General features: G+C 31.5%; 20 protein-coding genes and 1 pseudogene. 11 read left to right on the top strand and 10 right to left on the bottom strand.

What is annotated here, in order from left to right; translation table 11 throughout:
* Positions 1–116: 116 nt before the first annotated feature.
* The 3 genes from MFS40622_RS04425 to MFS40622_RS04415 all read right to left on the bottom strand — a co-directional run bounded on the left by MFS40622_RS04425 (position 117) and on the right by MFS40622_RS04415 (position 1,882).
* Positions 117–716, bottom strand: coding sequence for a hypothetical protein (locus MFS40622_RS04425; protein WP_012980479.1), 600 nt, complete (start codon positions 714–716; stop codon positions 117–119).
* Between the two features lie 167 nt (positions 717–883).
* Positions 884–1,132 carry a hypothetical protein gene (locus tag MFS40622_RS04420; RefSeq protein WP_012980478.1) on the bottom strand — a complete coding sequence of 83 codons (249 nt, stop codon included), beginning with the start codon at positions 1,130–1,132 and terminating at the stop codon, positions 884–886.
* A 48-nt stretch (positions 1,133–1,180) separates the two neighbouring features.
* The gene (locus MFS40622_RS04415) at positions 1,181–1,882 is read right to left on the bottom strand and encodes a TIGR00703 family protein (protein WP_012980477.1); all 702 of its coding nucleotides are present in this window, start codon (positions 1,880–1,882) and stop codon (positions 1,181–1,183) included.
* A gap of 165 nt (positions 1,883–2,047) precedes the next feature.
* Here MFS40622_RS04415 and MFS40622_RS04410 point away from each other — a divergent pair, with 165 nt between their 5' ends.
* The 5 genes and pseudogenes from MFS40622_RS04410 to MFS40622_RS09400 form a co-directional block, all read left to right on the top strand.
* The gene (locus MFS40622_RS04410; RefSeq protein WP_012980476.1) at positions 2,048–3,151 is read left to right on the top strand and encodes a GTPase; all 1,104 of its coding nucleotides are present in this window, start codon (positions 2,048–2,050) and stop codon (positions 3,149–3,151) included.
* Between the two features lie 63 nt (positions 3,152–3,214).
* Positions 3,215–3,661, top strand: coding sequence for an NADH-quinone oxidoreductase subunit B family protein (locus tag MFS40622_RS04405; protein WP_012980475.1), 447 nt, complete (start codon positions 3,215–3,217; stop codon positions 3,659–3,661).
* A gap of 249 nt (positions 3,662–3,910) precedes the next feature.
* Positions 3,911–4,879, top strand: a complete 969-nt coding sequence (locus MFS40622_RS04400) for a respiratory chain complex I subunit 1 family protein (RefSeq protein ID WP_012980474.1) — start codon at positions 3,911–3,913, stop codon at positions 4,877–4,879.
* A 208-nt stretch (positions 4,880–5,087) separates the two neighbouring features.
* Positions 5,088–5,297 carry a hypothetical protein gene (locus MFS40622_RS04395; protein WP_012980473.1) on the top strand — a complete coding sequence of 70 codons (210 nt, stop codon included), beginning with the start codon at positions 5,088–5,090 and terminating at the stop codon, positions 5,295–5,297.
* 209 nt (positions 5,298–5,506) lie between these two features.
* Positions 5,507–5,731, top strand: a pseudogene (locus tag MFS40622_RS09400) (PIN domain-containing protein); the annotation flags it as partial.
* Positions 5,732–5,917: 186 nt separating this feature from the next.
* On the opposite strand, the gene MFS40622_RS04385 reads toward MFS40622_RS09400, so the two are convergent.
* Positions 5,918–6,796, bottom strand: a complete 879-nt coding sequence (locus MFS40622_RS04385; RefSeq protein WP_012980471.1) for a coenzyme F420-0:L-glutamate ligase — start codon at positions 6,794–6,796, stop codon at positions 5,918–5,920.
* Positions 6,797–6,981: 185 nt separating this feature from the next.
* Here MFS40622_RS04385 and MFS40622_RS04380 point away from each other — a divergent pair, with 185 nt between their 5' ends.
* The 5 genes from MFS40622_RS04380 to MFS40622_RS04355 all read left to right on the top strand — a co-directional run bounded on the left by MFS40622_RS04380 (position 6,982) and on the right by MFS40622_RS04355 (position 11,035).
* Positions 6,982–7,269 (top strand): hypothetical protein, encoded by a 288-nt coding sequence (locus tag MFS40622_RS04380; RefSeq protein WP_012980470.1) that lies wholly within the window; start codon positions 6,982–6,984, stop codon positions 7,267–7,269.
* Between the two features lie 46 nt (positions 7,270–7,315).
* On the top strand, positions 7,316–8,044 hold the full coding sequence (locus MFS40622_RS04375; RefSeq protein WP_012980469.1) for a KaiC domain-containing protein: 729 nt from the start codon (positions 7,316–7,318) through the stop codon (positions 8,042–8,044).
* 576 nt (positions 8,045–8,620) lie between these two features.
* Positions 8,621–9,112: a hypothetical protein gene (locus MFS40622_RS04365; protein WP_012980467.1), complete on the top strand. Its 492-nt coding sequence runs from the start codon at positions 8,621–8,623 to the stop codon at positions 9,110–9,112.
* A gap of 73 nt (positions 9,113–9,185) precedes the next feature.
* Positions 9,186–9,479 (top strand): MTH1187 family thiamine-binding protein, encoded by a 294-nt coding sequence (locus tag MFS40622_RS04360; RefSeq protein ID WP_012980466.1) that lies wholly within the window; start codon positions 9,186–9,188, stop codon positions 9,477–9,479.
* 20 nt (positions 9,480–9,499) lie between these two features.
* Positions 9,500–11,035: a carbamoyltransferase gene (locus MFS40622_RS04355; protein ID WP_012980465.1), complete on the top strand. Its 1,536-nt coding sequence runs from the start codon at positions 9,500–9,502 to the stop codon at positions 11,033–11,035.
* 74 nt (positions 11,036–11,109) lie between these two features.
* Here MFS40622_RS04355 and MFS40622_RS04350 read toward each other — a convergent pair whose 3' ends face one another.
* The 3 genes from MFS40622_RS04350 to glmS are packed head-to-tail and all read right to left on the bottom strand — an operon-like array spanning position 11,110 to position 14,015.
* Positions 11,110–11,643 (bottom strand): adenylate kinase family protein, encoded by a 534-nt coding sequence (locus MFS40622_RS04350; RefSeq protein ID WP_012980464.1) that lies wholly within the window; start codon positions 11,641–11,643, stop codon positions 11,110–11,112.
* Between the two features lie 29 nt (positions 11,644–11,672).
* Entirely contained in the window at positions 11,673–12,158 is a 486-nt protein-coding gene (locus tag MFS40622_RS04345) for a hypothetical protein (RefSeq protein ID WP_012980463.1), read from the bottom strand.
* A 54-nt stretch (positions 12,159–12,212) separates the two neighbouring features.
* The gene (gene glmS, locus MFS40622_RS04340) at positions 12,213–14,015 is read right to left on the bottom strand and encodes a glutamine--fructose-6-phosphate transaminase (isomerizing) (protein WP_012980462.1); all 1,803 of its coding nucleotides are present in this window, start codon (positions 14,013–14,015) and stop codon (positions 12,213–12,215) included.
* A gap of 134 nt (positions 14,016–14,149) precedes the next feature.
* Here glmS and MFS40622_RS04335 point away from each other — a divergent pair, with 134 nt between their 5' ends.
* Entirely contained in the window at positions 14,150–14,431 is a 282-nt protein-coding gene (locus MFS40622_RS04335) for a UPF0147 family protein (RefSeq protein ID WP_012980461.1), read from the top strand.
* 12 nt (positions 14,432–14,443) lie between these two features.
* On the opposite strand, the gene fucA is transcribed toward MFS40622_RS04335, so the two are convergent.
* The 3 genes from fucA to lonB are packed head-to-tail and all read right to left on the bottom strand — an operon-like array spanning position 14,444 to position 17,298.
* Complete coding sequence (gene fucA / locus MFS40622_RS04330; protein WP_012980460.1) at positions 14,444–15,004, bottom strand: L-fuculose phosphate aldolase; 561 nt, start codon at positions 15,002–15,004, stop codon at positions 14,444–14,446.
* Positions 15,005–15,012: 8 nt separating this feature from the next.
* Positions 15,013–15,306 carry a hypothetical protein gene (locus MFS40622_RS04325; RefSeq protein WP_012980459.1) on the bottom strand — a complete coding sequence of 98 codons (294 nt, stop codon included), beginning with the start codon at positions 15,304–15,306 and terminating at the stop codon, positions 15,013–15,015.
* Between the two features lie 24 nt (positions 15,307–15,330).
* A complete protein-coding gene (gene lonB, locus MFS40622_RS04320; RefSeq protein ID WP_012980458.1) occupies positions 15,331–17,298 on the bottom strand; it encodes an ATP-dependent protease LonB in 1,968 nt (655 codons plus the stop codon).
* Between the last annotated feature and the right edge of the window lie 7 nt (positions 17,299–17,305).

The raw sequence follows: 17,305 nt of genomic DNA, 5'->3' as shown, positions 1-17,305 counted from the left end.
TATCTATTATATAATGTTATTTAATTGCTATATTATTTAATAGTATGCCACGAACAAGCACTACTATTTAAATAAAAATACATAAAAATAAATAACTATATGAATATATAACCAAATTAATTAATATTCATCTTTTTTAGCCCTAACTTAATAATGTTATATTTTAAGTTTTTGTTTATACCCATTCTTTCAAAAACTCTGTCTTCAAACTCCATATAAACAGCAGTAGCCACTAAAGACATTCTTTCAATTAAATCATCAATCTCTTCCATAACTTTTAGATATTCTTCAGTTTGTAGTTCTTCTTTCAATTTCTCCTCTGCAGTTTCTCTTATTTCCTCCAATGCACATAGTATATACGCTGGCTCAAAGTCCAATTCAACAAATTTCATTGCATCTCTTGCTATAATTTTAAAAAATTCATTTAATTTTTCTTCATCGTCACTATATTCAAATAGCTTTTCTACCCAGTTTTTCATGCGATTTTCTATCTCCCTACATGCATTTGTATTATAAGTATTGTGATTATTTCCATTTTTGCATATATATGGGTTATTCCTAAATTTTTCAATAAATTCATCTACTGCCTTTAATAAATCTTTTTTTAAGGTATCTTCATGCTTTTTAATCTCTTCATATTTCTTAACTTTTTTAATAAAATATTTCATATTACATATAGCACTATTAAAGATACTATCAAAATCAAATAGTTCCACAATCCCCCTCCCTTTTATATTATTTTTCCCATTATGCTATACCTCCACCATTTTATAAAACATAAAAAATAATAGGGGAAATCCCGATAAGCAAATGTATCAATTCTTATATTTAAAGTTTTATGTTCATCTATATATCTATTACTATATCTATATATCTATTACTATTAATCTCCTTTCCCTTCAATCTCTATAACTTTAACATAGATTGGATGCTCTTTAAGTTGCTGATAAACTTTTTCAGCCGCTCTTCTTGACCTTGCAAGCATAACAAAAGCAACATCCCCTTTATATCTTGCCTCAGTAAATGATAATATATCTCCCCTTGCTATCCCTTCTCCAATTATTCTCCTAATTAAATCCTCATACTTTGTAGCATGTTTTTCAGGAATATTCAATAAAATACCATAAATCATCATCTCACCTCAAAAATTTTTATTTTAAATTTAGAATAATATAATTATTTATTCAGAAACCTTTAAAATTCCCAAGGTTTGTTCTACTTTCTTAGCTATATCTAAATCAAATAATGCAATGGTTGGCAATAGCCAGCTAAACCTATATCTTGGCATTTTATCCTTTGTTTCTCCATAGTAAGCAAATGACAACCTTCCAAAGCCAGTTTCTTTCTCAACCTTTCTCGCACTTCTTATAAACCTTCTCGCAACATTTGGAAGTTCATCATAAGATAGTGGTTTCCCTCCAACACCATTTTGCATAGAAATTTCTAAGCTAATTCCAACATTTTTCACTGCTTTTATTAAATTTCCTAATTTATTCTTTTTAAAGAAAGCTAACAACAATGTAGCAGCTGGAACTCTCAAAACCTCTGTATTTTTTCCATCTTCATCTCTTAACTGGCAAACTATATATGCCCTACCCATCTCCATCTCTATATGAGCATAGAGCTCAGTATTCTTTGGTAATTCTTCGAGAACTTCAATAACCTCGTATTCCTTTCCATCTTTTGAGAACTTATCTCCAGCTTTTCTTTCATCCAACTCAACAGTAAAGTACGTTTCTTTCCCATCTATCTTACCAAATATTAAATCAAATCCCCATCTTTTCAATGATTTTAACTTAAATTCTCTCTCTTTCTCTGGATTTCCCAATGTTTCAAAAACTAAAGTATTTACCATCTCTACTTCTTTTGCATCTACAACCACAATATCACCTTTTATTCATATTTTTTATTGAAAATTTCATTAACTATCTTTAGATGTGTTTGAAGTTCTATAAATACTTTTCTATAATTGATAAATTTATTTGGTTACATTTATTAATAAAAAATATAAATGAGAGGGAAGATAACATTTTTTGAGGTGAGAGTTATGAGATACAAGAAAGTGCCAGTTAAAAAAATAGTTAATAAGATTATTGATGAATGTGATGTCATCTTATTGGTTTTAGACGCGAGAGACCCAGAGATGACAAGAAACAGAGAGTTGGAGAAAAAAATTAAAAGTAAAGGAAAGAAAGTAATTTATGTATTAAACAAAGCTGATTTAGTCCCAAAAGATATTTTAGAAAGATGGAAAGAAGTTTTTGGAGAAAATACCGTATTTGTATCTGCTAAAAGAAGATTAGGAACAAAAATTTTAAGAGAGATGATAAAACAATCTTTAAAAGAGATGGGAAAGAAAGAAGGAAAAGTTGGCATTGTTGGTTATCCAAACGTTGGGAAATCCTCCATTATAAATGCATTAACTGGGAAGAGAAAGGCTTTAACTGGAAGTGTAGCTGGTTTAACTAAAGGAGAGCAATGGGTTAGATTAACTAAGAATATTAAACTTATGGACACTCCTGGAGTTTTGGAGATGAGAGATGAGGATGATTTGGTTATAAGTGGAGCTTTGAGATTGGAAAAGGTAGAAAATCCAATACCTCCAGCTTTAAAGATTTTGAGTAGGATAGATAACTTTGATAACTCAATATTAAGGGAGTATTTTGGAGTTGATTATGAAACAGTTGATGAGGAGTTGTTAAAAAAGATTGGAAATAAGAGAGGTTATTTAACCAAAGGAGGAGAAGTAGATTTAATTAGAACAGCTAAGACAGTTATAAAAGAGTATCAGGATGGAAAACTTAACTACTACAAGGTAGATTTAAAGAAATTTGGGCAAGATAGAGAGAGGGATATATCATTTATAACTAAGCATTTAAAGGACTTTCCATTTATTGAAGATGCAAAGATGATTATTACTCATTTAAAGGACTTTGATGAACTCTATAAAAAAATAAAAAAACCAGTCTTAGGTTTTGAGGAAATAGATGGAAATATCGTTGTTATATCATTTGGAGAGAAGACAAAAGATGCTTGTAGGAAGAAAGTGGAGAATTTTTGTAAAGAGCAAGGTATTGAGATTTTTTCAAAATTCGGAGATAAAATTGGGGCTAATAACATCTATGTAGCCGTTGGAAGGAAACAACCATAACCTATTTATATTTTGATTATCTCAATTTGTCATTAATGATAATGATAAATTATCGGTGGCAACATGCTAAAAAAAATCGCAAGGAAAAAGTGCATTCATGTCATGCTTGTTTATACTGGAGGTTGTAACGCATGCGATATCGAGGTTGTTAATGCCATATTCTCCCCATTTTATGATGCTGAGCAATATAATGTTTTTTTAACTTTTAATCCAAGGGAGGCAGATATTTTAGTTGTTACCGGCTGTGTTACTAAAGTTGTTGCTGAATCATTGAGAAAGATTTATGAAAAAATCCCTGAACCTAAGGCTGTTGTTGCTGTTGGAGCTTGTGCATTAATGGGGGGAGTTTATAAAAACATTGGAGGGGATTTAGGCACTTCAGACTTTGTAGCTGGACCTGTTGAAAACATCATTCCAGTTGATGTTAAAGTGCCGGGCTGTGCTCCAAGACCAGAGGATATTATTGCTGGTATAGCTAAGGCAATATCCAAGGTTGTTGAAGGAAAATGATTTTTAATGAGGGATAGATTATGATTGATGAATTAATCTCAATCCATAGGGCTATCGCCCTATTGGTATGAACCTTTTAGTAAAAGGTTCATCAAAACCTAACACCTCCTCGCTTACGCTCGGAGGTGTAAATTAGGAAATTTGGGTATACCAATAGGGCGAAGCCCTATGGTTGCGGATACCCATGATGCATCACCTCGCTTCGCTCGGTGATGCCTCTTAGAAAATTTCTTGAGTGAGGGATAGATTATGATTGATGAACTTATTTCAATAATTGGCATTCCAGCATTGGCTTTTGCAATCTCTACCTATATCCCAGGAATCCAGAGAAAGATTGAAGCAAGGATACAGCAGAGAATAGGACCGAGCATCCTATCTCCTGGATTTTGGGCATTTTTTAAGTTTTTGTTTAAAGAGACAAAAATGCCAGATGCAAATTTGCCAAGGTTATATAATTTGTTGCCTTTGTTATCTATAACTGTGTTATGGGCATTGTTGGCTATAACATCATTGACATCTTTCCATATTTTATCTAACGAGATTGGTATCGTTGGTTTGCTGAAGTTGGAGGAGATGATGTATGTTATATTAGGCTCTTTATCATGTTCAATTATGGGCTGGAGAATGCCATTTATAGATGAATGTAAGGGAACTTCCTACATAAAAACTTTAAAACTCTCATTAGAGCAGTTGGGGGCTGTAAGGAGCTTTAAAATGATTACTATTGGTTCATTTCCATTTTATTTAGCAACATTTTTACCATTTGTCCAAAAGAAGAGCATATTTTTAAAAGATATTGTTGGAGAGCCGTTTTTATTCTCATTGGCTGGAATATTTGGAGCTGTGTGTTATTTCATTGGTTATGTGATAATGATTAAAGAATATCCATTCTCAATAACTCACACAAAGGCAGATGTTATTGAAGGAGCAACTATGGAGCTGATGGCTAAATACAGAGCTTTATATTTGGCAAGTAAGGAGCTTTTATTAATAGCCTTGGGAAGTTTATTTGCAACCCTATACTTAGGAATAGCTCCAGATATAGAGAATCCTATAACAATTGTTGAAAACTTTGCTGTAGCTTTGATATTCCCTATATTTGCAACATTTGTTAGGGCATTCTCTCCAGTGCTTTTATTTAAGCAGATATATCCTATCTCCTATGTAGCAACACTAATTGGAGTTATTGGATTTATATTTGCATTGCTTGGATGGTAGAGAGTAAATAATTTTTATATATACATACTAAGGTTAGAATAATTGATAATTGTGGGAAATATTGAAAAGGCACTATATTATTAAAAATTTAATGTAGAAGAGTTAAATCTAACAGAAGAAGATTTAGAAGAGTTTGAAAAGTTAGGGAGATGGTATGGAAAGAGGAGAAGAAAAGATTAGAATTTGATTTAATAAAAATGGTGATATTATGCTAACTATAACAATAGATGTTCCAGAAAATGTTCCAGTAGAGATTATTAAAAGAAAGATTCAAAAACTTATTAAAGAAGAGCAATTAAAATGGGAGTTATTCGAAAAGGCAAAAGAGGAGTTAAATTTAACAGAGGAGGATTTAAAAGATTTTGAAAAAGCACGGGAGGAAGCATGGAAGGAGATAAAGAAAAAATATGGATTGTAATTGATGCCAATATTATATTTTCAGCATTAATAAAAAGATGAGTCATTAACTGGGAGGATTATATTTAGCAATGAATTCTCTCTATTTTTCCCAGAAGATGGTTTAAAAGAAATAGAGGGAGTATGAACCATACATATTGAAGAAGAGAAACAACTATAAACAAAAGTTGTCTTATGATTACCTATTAAGTTGCATTTTTTGAAGTTGTTGAGGTAGTTCCTTCAAAATATTATGAAGATAAGATTAAAGAAGCTTATGAGATAATGAAAGACATTGATGAGAAAGACACTCACTATGTAGCATTAGCTTTAAAGCTGAACTGCCCAATTTGGAGTAATGATAACGATTTAAAGAAGCAAAATAAAGTTAAAGTTTATAATACAAAAGAATTATTAGAGGAGTTTTTAGATAAAAGGATATTTGAGGCTCTTTAGAGCCTTATTTCTTCCTTATTCACTTTAAGATATTTTGCAAAAAACTAATATTGAGTGATTAAGTTATGATAAGAAACTTAAAGAATTGGGAAGAAAATTAAAAGGAGTAGAAAATGCTGAAGGAGGTAAAATTGCTTAATAATAGCAGAGTCATTAAAGATTACAAAATATTTGACTTTAAAAATGTTAATTTTGAGATTCTGGTTTATATTCTTCCTTAATCTTAACAACAACTACCGGTGTGTGCTCCAACTTCTCTAAAATCTCTTCAGTTATGATATAGCTGTTATACTTCTCCAAAACTTCGTTAATGTTTTTTATTGTTTTATGCACCCTATCACAGATAAAAGCTATTCTAACAAGCTCTCCTATCGAATATTTTTTATAAACTTCGTTTCCAGCTATTGCTAATGGAGTGCATCCAGCAAATCCACCAATCTTTAAAACATCAGCCAATCTTCCAAGAATGAAGCCAAAAACACCAATCCCACTTATTATTCCATTAATTGCATAAGGTAAAGCAGTAACATAAAAGTTTAAAACCTTATAAGTGGCATCAGTATCAGCAACCATAACAACAACATCAACACCAAGCTCTTTTTTTATCTCTTTATATAACATTTCAGCCCATTTCTTTGGATTTTTTGGGAGAGGGCAGACATAAGTGCCTGGAACATTTGTTAAATCTACTCCACCCTCAGCATAGGGCTTTAGAGCATATCTCAATCCAACAGTCTCTATAATTGTTTGTTTATGCCTTAAAGTCTCTTCTTTTGGCATCTTTCTCAAATTTTTTATTTTATCTTCTTTAACTTTCAACAACTTTCCAAGAACATATCCCCAGACATACTTAGACCAATAGTAGCAAAGATAGGCAAAAATTCCGGGTTTGAATTTACTTTCATCAACAAAGTTACCTTCAGCAGTTGATACCATCTTCTCACTCAATACAACAAAATCTCCGTCCTCTAACTTAATTCCACTGTTTTTTATTGCTTCAACAACAATTGGGATAAAATTTTCTCCTCTTTTTATGTATTTTGTTCTAATAGGATAAGCTTTCATACTCTCACATGTTAAAATTAGTTTTTTGCAAAAAATATGTCTTTTTAGTTTTTTAATAAGTTTTACAAAAAACTATTAGCATTTTGTCTTAGCTATATTGAATTGATAGGATATTTATAAATATACCTAATTGATAAAGTATTATTCTGTTAGAATAAAATCAAAATTTAACTATGTGGGGGAGTATGCCAAGAAGAAAAATAGATAAATTATATGTAAAAGTTTATTTTGAGGGTAATGTTGTAGAGGGAGAATACGATTTTGATGCAGTTACACACTTAAAAAATGGTATATTAAAATATCTATGGACTGGAAAAAAAGACCCGGTAATAATTTGGAATATGGAAAGTAAGTCATTTGCCATTATTGACCCATCAAAAGTATGTGCTGTAGAGATACAAGGGTCATTAATGTTCTTAGATGATATTCCTGAAAAGAAATTAGAAATGAGGTCATTTAGGGAGGGGGATTAGTCCTCTTAGTTAATTAAAAGATTAACAAAGTAATTAAGGTGAGAATATGAAAAGGGTAAAAACAGGAATTCCAGGAATGGATGAAATCTTACATGGTGGAATACCTGAAAGAAACGTCGTTCTCCTATCTGGAGGACCTGGAACTGGAAAATCTATATTCTGTCAGCAATTTTTATACAAAGGGGCTGTTGATTACAACGAGCCAAGTATTTTGGTAGCTTTGGAAGAGCATCCAGTTCAGATTAGAGAGAACATGAGGCAGTTTGGATGGGATATTAGGAAGTTAGAGGAGGAAGGAAAATTTGCTATAATTGATGCATTTACCTATGGAATTGGTAGCGCTGCAAAGAGAGAGAAGTATGTTGTAAATGACCCAAACGATGAGAGGGAGTTAATAGACGTTTTAAAAACTGCTATAAATGACATTGGAGCTAAGAGAATAGGTATTGACTCTGTCACAACATTATATATAAACAAGCCAATGATGGCAAGAAGGACAGTGTTTTTATTAAAGAGGGTTATCTCTGGCTTAGGATGCACTGCTATATTCACATCTCAAATATCTGTTGGAGAGAGAGGATTTGGAGGACCGGGAGTTGAACATGCAGTTGACGGAATAATTAGGTTAGATTTAGATGAAATTGATGGAGAGCTTAAGAGAAGTTTAATCGTCTGGAAGATGAGAGGAACAAGCCACTCTTTGAAGAGGCATCCATTTGATATAACCAATGAGGGGATAATAGTATACCCAGATAAAGTATTAAAGCTCAGATAACCTTAAATAAGATATTTTGGGATGAATATGGATGTATATTTTTATATTTTTAGGAATTTCTTTCATTCTTGGATTATATTTAATATTCATAAAGCTTATGGGTTTAAGGTTGATAGATTATTTTCCAACGTTCAAAGAGAATCGTCTAAAAATGGTTTTTATTATATTAAGTGTGATTCTCGCTTTTCTAATAAATTGGTTGATTATAGAAAATTACAGTTTTTTATTTGAAATAATCCATCCAATTACATTATCCATGATATGTTCGATAGTAGTATATTTTTTGTTGAGATTTTTGTTTCTTAATGATACTTCCTTGTCCATTTCTGAAAAAAGGGCTTTTTGGATTGCCGTTGTTTTATCAACATGTTTAGAGACGCTACAAATTTTTAAATATATAAGTAAATATAATCCAAATCTTTTAATAAAAGTTGCTTTACTGTCTGTTGTTCTTGTTATCGTGTTTTTAGTTGTAGGTATTGTTTGTGAAATCCGCAAAAACTTTAAATACTAAGCAAATTATAAGATAATAATAGAATACTAAATAAAAAATAAAAGTTATAGTGGGGGAGAGTTATGATACCATTAGTTCCAACATCAAAGACAGAAATAGACAAATTGGAGCATGTTTTAATATTGGGAACATTATTTAGACCTGAGATTTTAGAGTTAATAAAAGACCCTGTAGAGAAAGTTACATGGGTTGATTCCTTAGCTATTGCCGCTGGAGCTTTAGCAAGAGAGAAAGCTGGCTACACAATAAGAGAAATTGCAGATGAATTGGGAAGAACTGAACAAACAATTAGAAAGCACTTAAAAGGAGAGACAAAGGCTGGAAAGCTTGTTAAAGAAACCTATGAGATGATGAAGAGAGGAGAACTAAACATTGAAGAGGTAGAGAAATTCTTAGAGGCAATTGTCAGAAAAGAAGAGTTGGAGAAGCTAACTGACATTAAGAAGTTGGAAGAAGAAATTGAAAAACTTAAGAAAGAGAATGAAGAATTGGCAGCAAAATTAGAAAAAGTTAAAGAGAAGTTGAAAGAATTATTAAGTGAATTAGAGAAATAAAGCTTTCTATTTTGTCTTTTAATGTTTTAGTTATTCTTGATAATTTTTATTTTATAATTTTTAGGTGATTTTTATGAGAAAAGTAGTTGCTGAAATCTCTATAATTCCTTTAGGAGGAGGAGCTAGTGTTTCAAAATATGTTAAAAAAGCCATTGAGGTTTTTAAGAAATATGATTTAAAAGTTGAACCAAATGCCATGGGGACTGTGTTAGAGGGGGACTTAGATGAGATTTTGAAGGCATTTAAAGAAGCTCATTCTATAGTTTTAAATGACGTTGATAGAGTTGTGAGTAACTTAAAAATTGATGAAAGGAAAGATAAAGAAAATACAATTGAAAGGAAGTTAAAAGCTATTGGAGAGTTATAATTTTGTATTGGTGTTTATAAATGATTTTGGGTATCTGTGATGGACATAATGCAAGCTCTTCTCTAATAAAAAAGGATGAAATCTTATTTGCAATGAGTGAAGAGAGATTCACAAGGAAAAAGAATCAAAGAGGTTTTCCAGAAAAATCATTAGATTATATTTTAAGTAGGGTTAATGCTGATAATATTGAGTATGTATCAATTGGAGGAGTTTTTAGAAGAGGAGAAAGAATAAAAAAACTAAAAAACTTCCAAAATAAGATAAACAAAAAATTCCTCTATGTTTATCACCACATAGCACATTCATATTTATTTAAGTTGTCGGAGTTTAAAGAGGCTTTGATTATCTCAATAGACGGGGGAGGAGATGGACTATCGTTTTTAGCATCCATAGCAAACAAAAATAACTTAGATATTATAGCTCAGAGTGATTTAATCGATTCTGTTGGTGATTTCTATGCCTCAATAACAGAGCTTTTAGGATTTAAACCAATGGAAAATGAGGGCAAAGTAATGTCTTTATCCTCTTATGAAGGAGAGGATGATATAAATCTAAAAACCATTGACTATATAAAAGAGCTAAAATCATTCAAAAACTATTTGGGAGTTATTGGCTATGAAGCTACAAAGGCATTAAGAAAACTTATAGTTATGGATAAAAGCCAGTTATCTTTTGAAGATAAGGTTAGAATATCAAAATTTGCTCAAAGGACCTTAGAGGATATAGTTTTAAAGGCAATTGATGATTTGGCTTATGAATATAACATAAATAATATCGTTTTTGTTGGTGGAGTAGCTCAAAACGTTAAATTGAATTCAAAAATTGCTGAGAGATACAATTTGTTTGTCCCTCCGTTTATGGGAGATGAAGGACTTTGCTTAGGGGCAAGTTTAGCTGATAAAAGAATAGATAAAATAAATATTGATAACACATACTTTGGATATGAGATAGATAACGATATAGCTGAAAAAGTCCTGGAAGAGATGAAAAATAAGCTTAAAGATTATAAAATAGAGTTTGTTGAAGAGAGAGATATTCCAGAAGTTGTTGGAAATCTAATCTTAGAGAATAAGGTTGTGTGCTTAGCAAGAGGAAAAATGGAGTTTGGACCGAGAGCTTTGGGTAATAGGAGCATTATTGCCCTACCAACAAAAGAAAATAAGGAGAAAATTAACAAAAGATTAAAAAGAAGCTGGTTTATGCCATTTGCTCCAACAATACTGTATGAGTCTGTAGATGATTATTTAATAAACCCAAGATACTCCCCATTTATGACTCAGATATTTAGGGTTAGAGAAGACAAAATAAAAGAAATAGAAGGAGTTATCCATGTAGATAAAACTACAAGACCTCAAACATTAAAAAGAGAGGCAAATAAAACATATTATGAGATAATAAAATATATCTACGACTCTATAAATCTGCCAGTGGTTTTAAATACATCCTTTAACTTACATGGAGAGCCGATAGTTTGCACTGAGAGAGATGCAATAAATAGCTTTTTAAAGGCAGATTTTGATGCTTTGTTGTTGGGGAATTATTTAATTTCTAAATAAATCGAATTTTCTTTTAATTTTATTAGGATATTACAAAGTTTTGATTAAACCTTTTCTAAAAAGGCTGTAGGGAATTATTCAATCTCCAAGGTTAGGTAATCAAAATAATCCTCTATCCAATTTACAATTCCTTTCATCTCTTTTTTATGCTTTATAGCTTCAATAATCTCATTAACTATATCTTCAACATCCCTATTTGTTGTATCTATCTCATAAACTTTTCCTTTACTCTCACAAAGGCAAACATCTAAAATCTCTGCCTGAACATTCTCTAAAACCTTTTTTGGCTTATAACCTCTTTTTTCCAATCTTTCCTTAATGATTTCTGGATTGCATCTAAGCACTATAATATAATCGGGATTTAAAAGATGGGATACATGTCCATCCAATATAATAGTTTTTTCTTTCTCTTCAATCTCATCAATGAATTTTTCCAATTTCTCAAAATCTATAACATAAGAATCCATATCTTCATCTTTTTCACTATATAGCTTATATTTTTTAACTATCTCAGTTATATCAATAACTTTTATCCCTAATTTTTTCCCCAATATTTTTGATACAGTAGTTTTTCCAACTCCTGGAGTTCCAGTTATAGCTATTCTCATTTAACCACCAAAATAAAAAAATAAAAAATTTACACATTTTCAGCATCGTCTGTAATATCTGAGACATATTTATCCAACATCACATCGTCTCTATAAGCTAACAACACATTTTCAGCAACAAGCCCCAATTTATAATTTAAAACGTTCATATAATCTCTAAATTCATTAAGTTCTTTTAAAATTGATTCAAATGGCACTTCCTCAAAATTTACAATTACAACATCATATTCAGGGATTTTATCTTTTATGTTTTCAAAGTCTAAGGGATGCTTAACCCTAACAACATACAATTTTGGTAGAATTTTCTCTACTTTAACTACTGTCTCTACTTCTTTTACTTCTTCTTCCTTGGATTCTTTAAGTTCTAAAACTTCTGATTCAGTTTCAGCCTCACTTTCCAATATGTAAGCTGGTTTTTCTTCTCCAATAACTATATACTCCTCATCAGGGACTTCAACTGGAGTGGGCAAATCTTTATTCCCTCTAATCTTTTTTATAATTTTTTTTATGACCATAACCCTTCCCTCTTCCAAATCTTAAAATGTTATTTTGCGTCTTATTATATAAAGTTATTCAACAGTAACACTCTTGGCTAAACCTCTTGGTTTATCGACATCCCTTCCTAATTCAACAGCTTTATAGTAAGCCAACAACTGAAAGGCTGGGGCATAAACAATTGGAGATATCTCCTCAATAACTTCTGGGACTAAGATATTTTCAGCCCCTTCTATCTCAACTGGGGTTATAGCTATAACTTTTCCTCCTCTTGCCCTAACTTCTTCAATGTTCGATAATATTGAGCTGAATACTGATGAATTCCTTGGAGGGACTATTGCTACAGTATCCATATTTTCATCAATTAGGGAAATAGTTCCATGCTTTAACATCCCTCCACTCATTCCCTCAGCATGTAAATAAGTTATTTCTTTAAATTTTAAAGCTCCTTCCATAGCACTTGCAAGATTTATTCCCTTTGATATAAATATGTAGTTATTTACTTTTAGATTATTAGCTATCTTTTTAATTGTTTCTTTTTTATCCAAAACTTCCTTTATATAATTTGGAATTTTATCAATCTCTTTCTCATATCTGCTCATATCTCTGCCCAATAATTTTCCATACTCAATAAACAACCTATAGAGTATCATCAACTGGGAGGTGTAAGTTTTGGTGGCACAGACAGCTATCTCTATCCCTGCCCCTATCATAACGGTTATATCTGTCTCTCTTGTAGCTGTGCTTCCTAAGACATTAACTATAGCCCCAGTTTTTGCTCCTTTGCTTTTAGCAAATCTTAATGCCTTTAATGTGTCATAGGTTTCTCCGCTTTGGGTAATGCCTATAACTAAGGTTTTTTTATCAACAACTCCCTTATTTAAAAATTCAGATGCATCACAAGCTATAACCAACTTACCAAGTTTTGCAAATAGATACTCAGCAACCATTGCCGCGTGTAAAGAAGTTCCCATAGCTACAAAATAAATCCTATCGTAATCTTTAATACATTTTGCTAGTTCTTTAATTTCTTCAGCAGATATCTTAGCAGAAACCTTTAAAACCTCTGGCTGTTCCATAATCTCTTTTAGCATGAAGTGAGGATACCCCATCTTTTCAGCTGAGCTAATATCCCAGTTAATCTCCATTACTTCTCTTTTTACAGGAGTTCCATTATTTTCTATAACTACATCATAGCCATTATCTTTCTTTTTAATTACAACAATATCTCCATCTTCTAATGGAATTGCCGTATTTGTGTAGTCTAAAAAGGCAGTTATATCACTCCCTAAAAAATAGCTATCATCTTTAATTCCCAATATTAAAGGGCTTTCATTTCTTGCTCCAATTAACAAATTTGGGAAGTTTTTGTTTATTATAACCAATGCATAAGTTCCTTTTAATTTTTTAATTGCATTTTTAACTGCTTTTATGTAGTTTTCTTCATTAATTTCTTCAAATTTTTTTAACTCCTCTTCAATTAGATGAGGGACTACCTCAGTATCTGTTTCTGATTTAAATTTATGCCCTTTCTTTATCAACTCTTCTTTTAGTTCTTTATAATTGCTTATGATTCCATTATGAACTACTGCTATCTCTTCTTTACAGTCAGTATGTGGGTGGGAGTTTTCTTTAGTTATAAAACCGTGAGTTCCCCAACGCGTGTGCCCAACTCCGACACAACCATCAACATCTAAAAATCCCTCTCTTTCAGCAACCTCTTCAACCTTTCCCACATTTTTTTTAATGATTAATTTATCATTATCGACAACCCCAATCCCACAACTGTCATATCCCCTATACTCCAACCTTTTTAAGCCATTTAATAAGATTTTTGAAGCCTTATCCTTACCTATATAGCCAATGATACCACACATAAATTTCACCGATAAACCTAAATATTTCCTAAAGTAATAAATAGTTAAAGCCCACTAAACAGTAATATTAATATTAATTTTAACTTCTCTTTTAAATAATTTATATATAATGTTTTGTTTGGAGGTGGTGAGTTATGGTATTTGGTAGTGCAGCGAGTGAGAAAACACCTGAAGAGATATTAAAGGGAGTTGCTTTGATGTTAGATGAGATAATTAACGATACAACAGTTCCAAGAAACATTAGAGCTGCTGCTGAAAAGGCTAAAGAAGCTGTTTTAAAAGAGGGGGAGGAGCCAATTGTTAGAAGTGCAACAGCAATCCATATCTTAGATGAGATTAGCAATGACCCAAACATGCCACTTCACACAAGAACACAGATTTGGAGCATTGTTAGTGAGTTGGAGAGAGTTAAATAATAGAAATAAAATTTAAAAAAGATTTTTATTTCTTTTTACAAGATGGTTTAAAAGTGTAAGCTTTGCTTGTTCTTCTAAAACCTCCACTTTTATATAGGCATCCATCAAATCTTTTCCTAAGCACACAACACCATGATTTTTTAATATAATTACATCTTCATCTCTCTTTGCAGTTTCTTCAGCTAATTTTAAACTACCTGCCTCAAAATAATCAACATATCCAATTTTCTTTAAAAATATTTTTCCCTCTGGTGTTAAAAGTTCAATCTCCTTATCTATAGTTGATAAAAAAGTTGATATAAGAGAGTGGGTGTGAATTATTGCGTTTATATCATCTCTTTTTCTATAAATCATTAAGTGGAGATTTTTTTCTGATGTGGGTTTTCCTTTTATAACATTACCATCTAAATCAACTTCAGCTATTTCATCTTCTTTCAAAAATCCTAAAATAGAACCAGTTGGAGTTAGGTATATTTTATCTCCCTCTCTAACAGACACATTACCTCCACTACCTACGACATATTTTCTATCATACAATCTTCTACATATTTCAATAAATAGCTTTTTGTCCATGATTTCACTTAAAATATTTTTATTAGTTTTAACATCAAAATGATAATGGTTATATAGAGAAATATAACTAAAATCCCCAAGATTAGGATGTTAATACGGATTATTTTTAGGTTTCTTTTTAAATCATCTATAATTTTCACGTATATGCCAAAAGCTAATAACGCCTCTTGTTTTAATATTTTATTAGTTTTTTCATCTAATTTTTTCTCATTTTCCTTTAGTTTTGCATCTACCCTCTTCTCTATTTCTAAAATTTTTTTACTCAATGCGTCGAGTTTTTCATTTATCTCTTTTTCATCCATAGTAGCCCTTTTAGTTATTTGCTATTATTTATTAACTTGTTCTGTTTTTTCTGATTTATTTTTATCTATGCTGTCCAAATCAAATACAAGAGGGATTATCTCATCTAAGGTTTTTACAGGAATAATTTCTATTCCCCCTGTCTCAATGACATCTATCATGTTTGCCTCTGGAATAATAACTCTCTTAAATCCATATCTCTTAGCTGCCTCTATCTTTTCATTAACTCCTCCAATAGCTAAGACGTTCCCGCTTAAATCCAAGCTTCCAGTTATAGCAAAGTCCTGTTTCAATGGAATATTTAATAAGGCAGAGATTATAGCCAAACAAACTGCAGCTGTAGCACTGTCTCCATCAATCTTTGAATATGACTGACTGAATTGGATGTATATCTCTTTATTATTTAGGTCAATGTCTTTCTTAGGTAGAGGTAGTTTTTTCTCAGCTACTAATTTTTTTGACAATGCTGAAGCTAAAGTTATTGAGTGTTTTGCAATATCTCCAGAAATATTTAACAGATGAGTTCCTGGGTTTTTGGATTCTAATATTTGGACTATAATCTTTGTTACATCTCCAATGCCTCCAGCCCCTAAAACAGCTAAGCCATATACAACTCCAACCTTTGGTTCATCATTTGGCACGATATGCTTATATCTCTTGAAGTTTTTGATGTAGTTTAATGCCACCTGCTTCTCCATGCTGTAGATTCCAGTGTCAAATACCTTTCTTACATGTTCAGCTGTTATATACACTTTGTTATTTTTATCTTTCTGAGTTTCTGGGTTGTAATTTCCTTTCTCATCAAAATTGCCTAATAATTCCTCAACATCCCTACCCATAGCTACATCATTTGCCATCTTTATAATATTTGCAAGCAATCTCAACCTTAAAGTTAATTTATCTTTAGAGCCGGCTAAGTATTGAGCAATTCTAACAACTTCACAACACCCATCGTAAGTCATTGGGTTTAAGTTGTTGTTCTTTATCTCTTGGACTATAAATTGCAATAACTTATCTCTATTTTCTAAGGTATTGTCCATTTTATTCTTTAAAACTATTTTATAATCTATCCTATCCAATAATGGAGCTCTTAAGTTATAGACATCATCCATGTTTCCAGACATTATTAAGATGAAATCACAAGGTATTGGATTTGTTTCTACTGTAGCTCCACTTGAATTTGGATTCCTTCCACTGATTGGAAGTTGTTTATCTTGTAGAGCAGTTAAAATATAATCTTGAACTTCCAATGGCATTGTCTTTATCTCATCGACATACAAAATCCCTCTGTGGGCTTCATGAATAGCTCCCAATATAATCCTTTTATGAGGAGGAGTTCCTAACGGTGGTCTTCCACCTAATGGGCAGTGTTTTATATCTCCCAACAATCTTGTTACGTTGTAAGCACTTGCCCTTACAAGAGGTCTTTTTTTACATTCATATAAGAGGACTGGCTTTAAATCCATTGGATTTAGATTATTTGGCATTGACGCTCTTGAAGCACCCATTATGCTTGTTAATATAACCACAAAGCCAAATATCAATACTATTAAAGCAGTTATAGTTACAGCGGCGAGTAAGTAATTCTGTGGCAAATATTTTAAAAGATACTCTGATAATAATATAGCACCAATCATTATTAAGAGGAGAGTTGTTGAGCTTGGAGTTTTTAAATCCAATTTTGGCATTTCTTTTAAATCTTCTTTATACTCCCCATCTATAACTTCAACTATTGGTCTTTCCATATTCTTTAAATTTGGTTTTGCAATTACATAATAAGGGGTAAATTCTCCAAAATCAGATAAAATTTCTCCGACTGCTTTAACTATCATCGACTTTCCTACTCCCGGTTCTCCCAATAAAATAACATTTCTCTTATTTTTTACAGCAGATAAAACAATTTTAACAGCCTCTTCCTGCCCAATAACTTGGTCAATTAATCTTGGTGATGGTTCTGGCAATTCTTCAGTAGTTTTAAATTTTATTGAAAACATATTCACA

Source organism: Methanocaldococcus sp. FS406-22, from assembly GCF_000025525.1.
Classification (GTDB): Archaea; AGJL01; Methanococci; order Methanococcales; family Methanocaldococcaceae; genus Methanocaldococcus.
Note: the sequence above shows the minus strand (reverse complement) of the source record. Positions and strands in the feature narration are given on the sequence as shown.

Excerpts from the sequence above, each read along its gene's own strand:
- MFS40622_RS04385 (WP_012980471.1), bottom strand. The coding sequence starts at position 6,796 with ATGAAAGCTTATCCTATTAGAACAAAATACATAAAAAGAGGAGAAAAT.
- MFS40622_RS04395 (WP_012980473.1), top strand. The coding sequence starts at position 5,088 with ATGCTAACTATAACAATAGATGTTCCAGAAAATGTTCCAGTAGAGATT.
- fucA (WP_012980460.1), bottom strand. The coding sequence starts at position 15,004 with ATGGACAAAAAGCTATTTATTGAAATATGTAGAAGATTGTATGATAGA.
- MFS40622_RS04420 (WP_012980478.1), bottom strand. The coding sequence starts at position 1,132 with ATGATTTATGGTATTTTATTGAATATTCCTGAAAAACATGCTACAAAG.
- lonB (WP_012980458.1), bottom strand. The coding sequence starts at position 17,298 with ATGTTTTCAATAAAATTTAAAACTACTGAAGAATTGCCAGAACCATCA.
- MFS40622_RS04405 (WP_012980475.1), top strand. The coding sequence starts at position 3,215 with ATGCTAAAAAAAATCGCAAGGAAAAAGTGCATTCATGTCATGCTTGTT.
- MFS40622_RS04365 (WP_012980467.1), top strand. The coding sequence starts at position 8,621 with ATGATACCATTAGTTCCAACATCAAAGACAGAAATAGACAAATTGGAG.
- MFS40622_RS04355 (WP_012980465.1), top strand. The coding sequence starts at position 9,500 with ATGATTTTGGGTATCTGTGATGGACATAATGCAAGCTCTTCTCTAATA.
- MFS40622_RS04360 (WP_012980466.1), top strand. The coding sequence starts at position 9,186 with ATGAGAAAAGTAGTTGCTGAAATCTCTATAATTCCTTTAGGAGGAGGA.
- MFS40622_RS04375 (WP_012980469.1), top strand. The coding sequence starts at position 7,316 with ATGAAAAGGGTAAAAACAGGAATTCCAGGAATGGATGAAATCTTACAT.
- MFS40622_RS04325 (WP_012980459.1), bottom strand. The coding sequence starts at position 15,306 with ATGGATGAAAAAGAGATAAATGAAAAACTCGACGCATTGAGTAAAAAA.
- MFS40622_RS04345 (WP_012980463.1), bottom strand. The coding sequence starts at position 12,158 with ATGGTCATAAAAAAAATTATAAAAAAGATTAGAGGGAATAAAGATTTG.
- glmS (WP_012980462.1), bottom strand. The coding sequence starts at position 14,015 with ATGTGTGGTATCATTGGCTATATAGGTAAGGATAAGGCTTCAAAAATC.
- MFS40622_RS04380 (WP_012980470.1), top strand. The coding sequence starts at position 6,982 with ATGCCAAGAAGAAAAATAGATAAATTATATGTAAAAGTTTATTTTGAG.
- MFS40622_RS04410 (WP_012980476.1), top strand. The coding sequence starts at position 2,048 with ATGAGATACAAGAAAGTGCCAGTTAAAAAAATAGTTAATAAGATTATT.
- MFS40622_RS04335 (WP_012980461.1), top strand. The coding sequence starts at position 14,150 with ATGGTATTTGGTAGTGCAGCGAGTGAGAAAACACCTGAAGAGATATTA.
- MFS40622_RS04400 (WP_012980474.1), top strand. The coding sequence starts at position 3,911 with ATGATTGATGAACTTATTTCAATAATTGGCATTCCAGCATTGGCTTTT.
- MFS40622_RS04350 (WP_012980464.1), bottom strand. The coding sequence starts at position 11,643 with ATGAGAATAGCTATAACTGGAACTCCAGGAGTTGGAAAAACTACTGTA.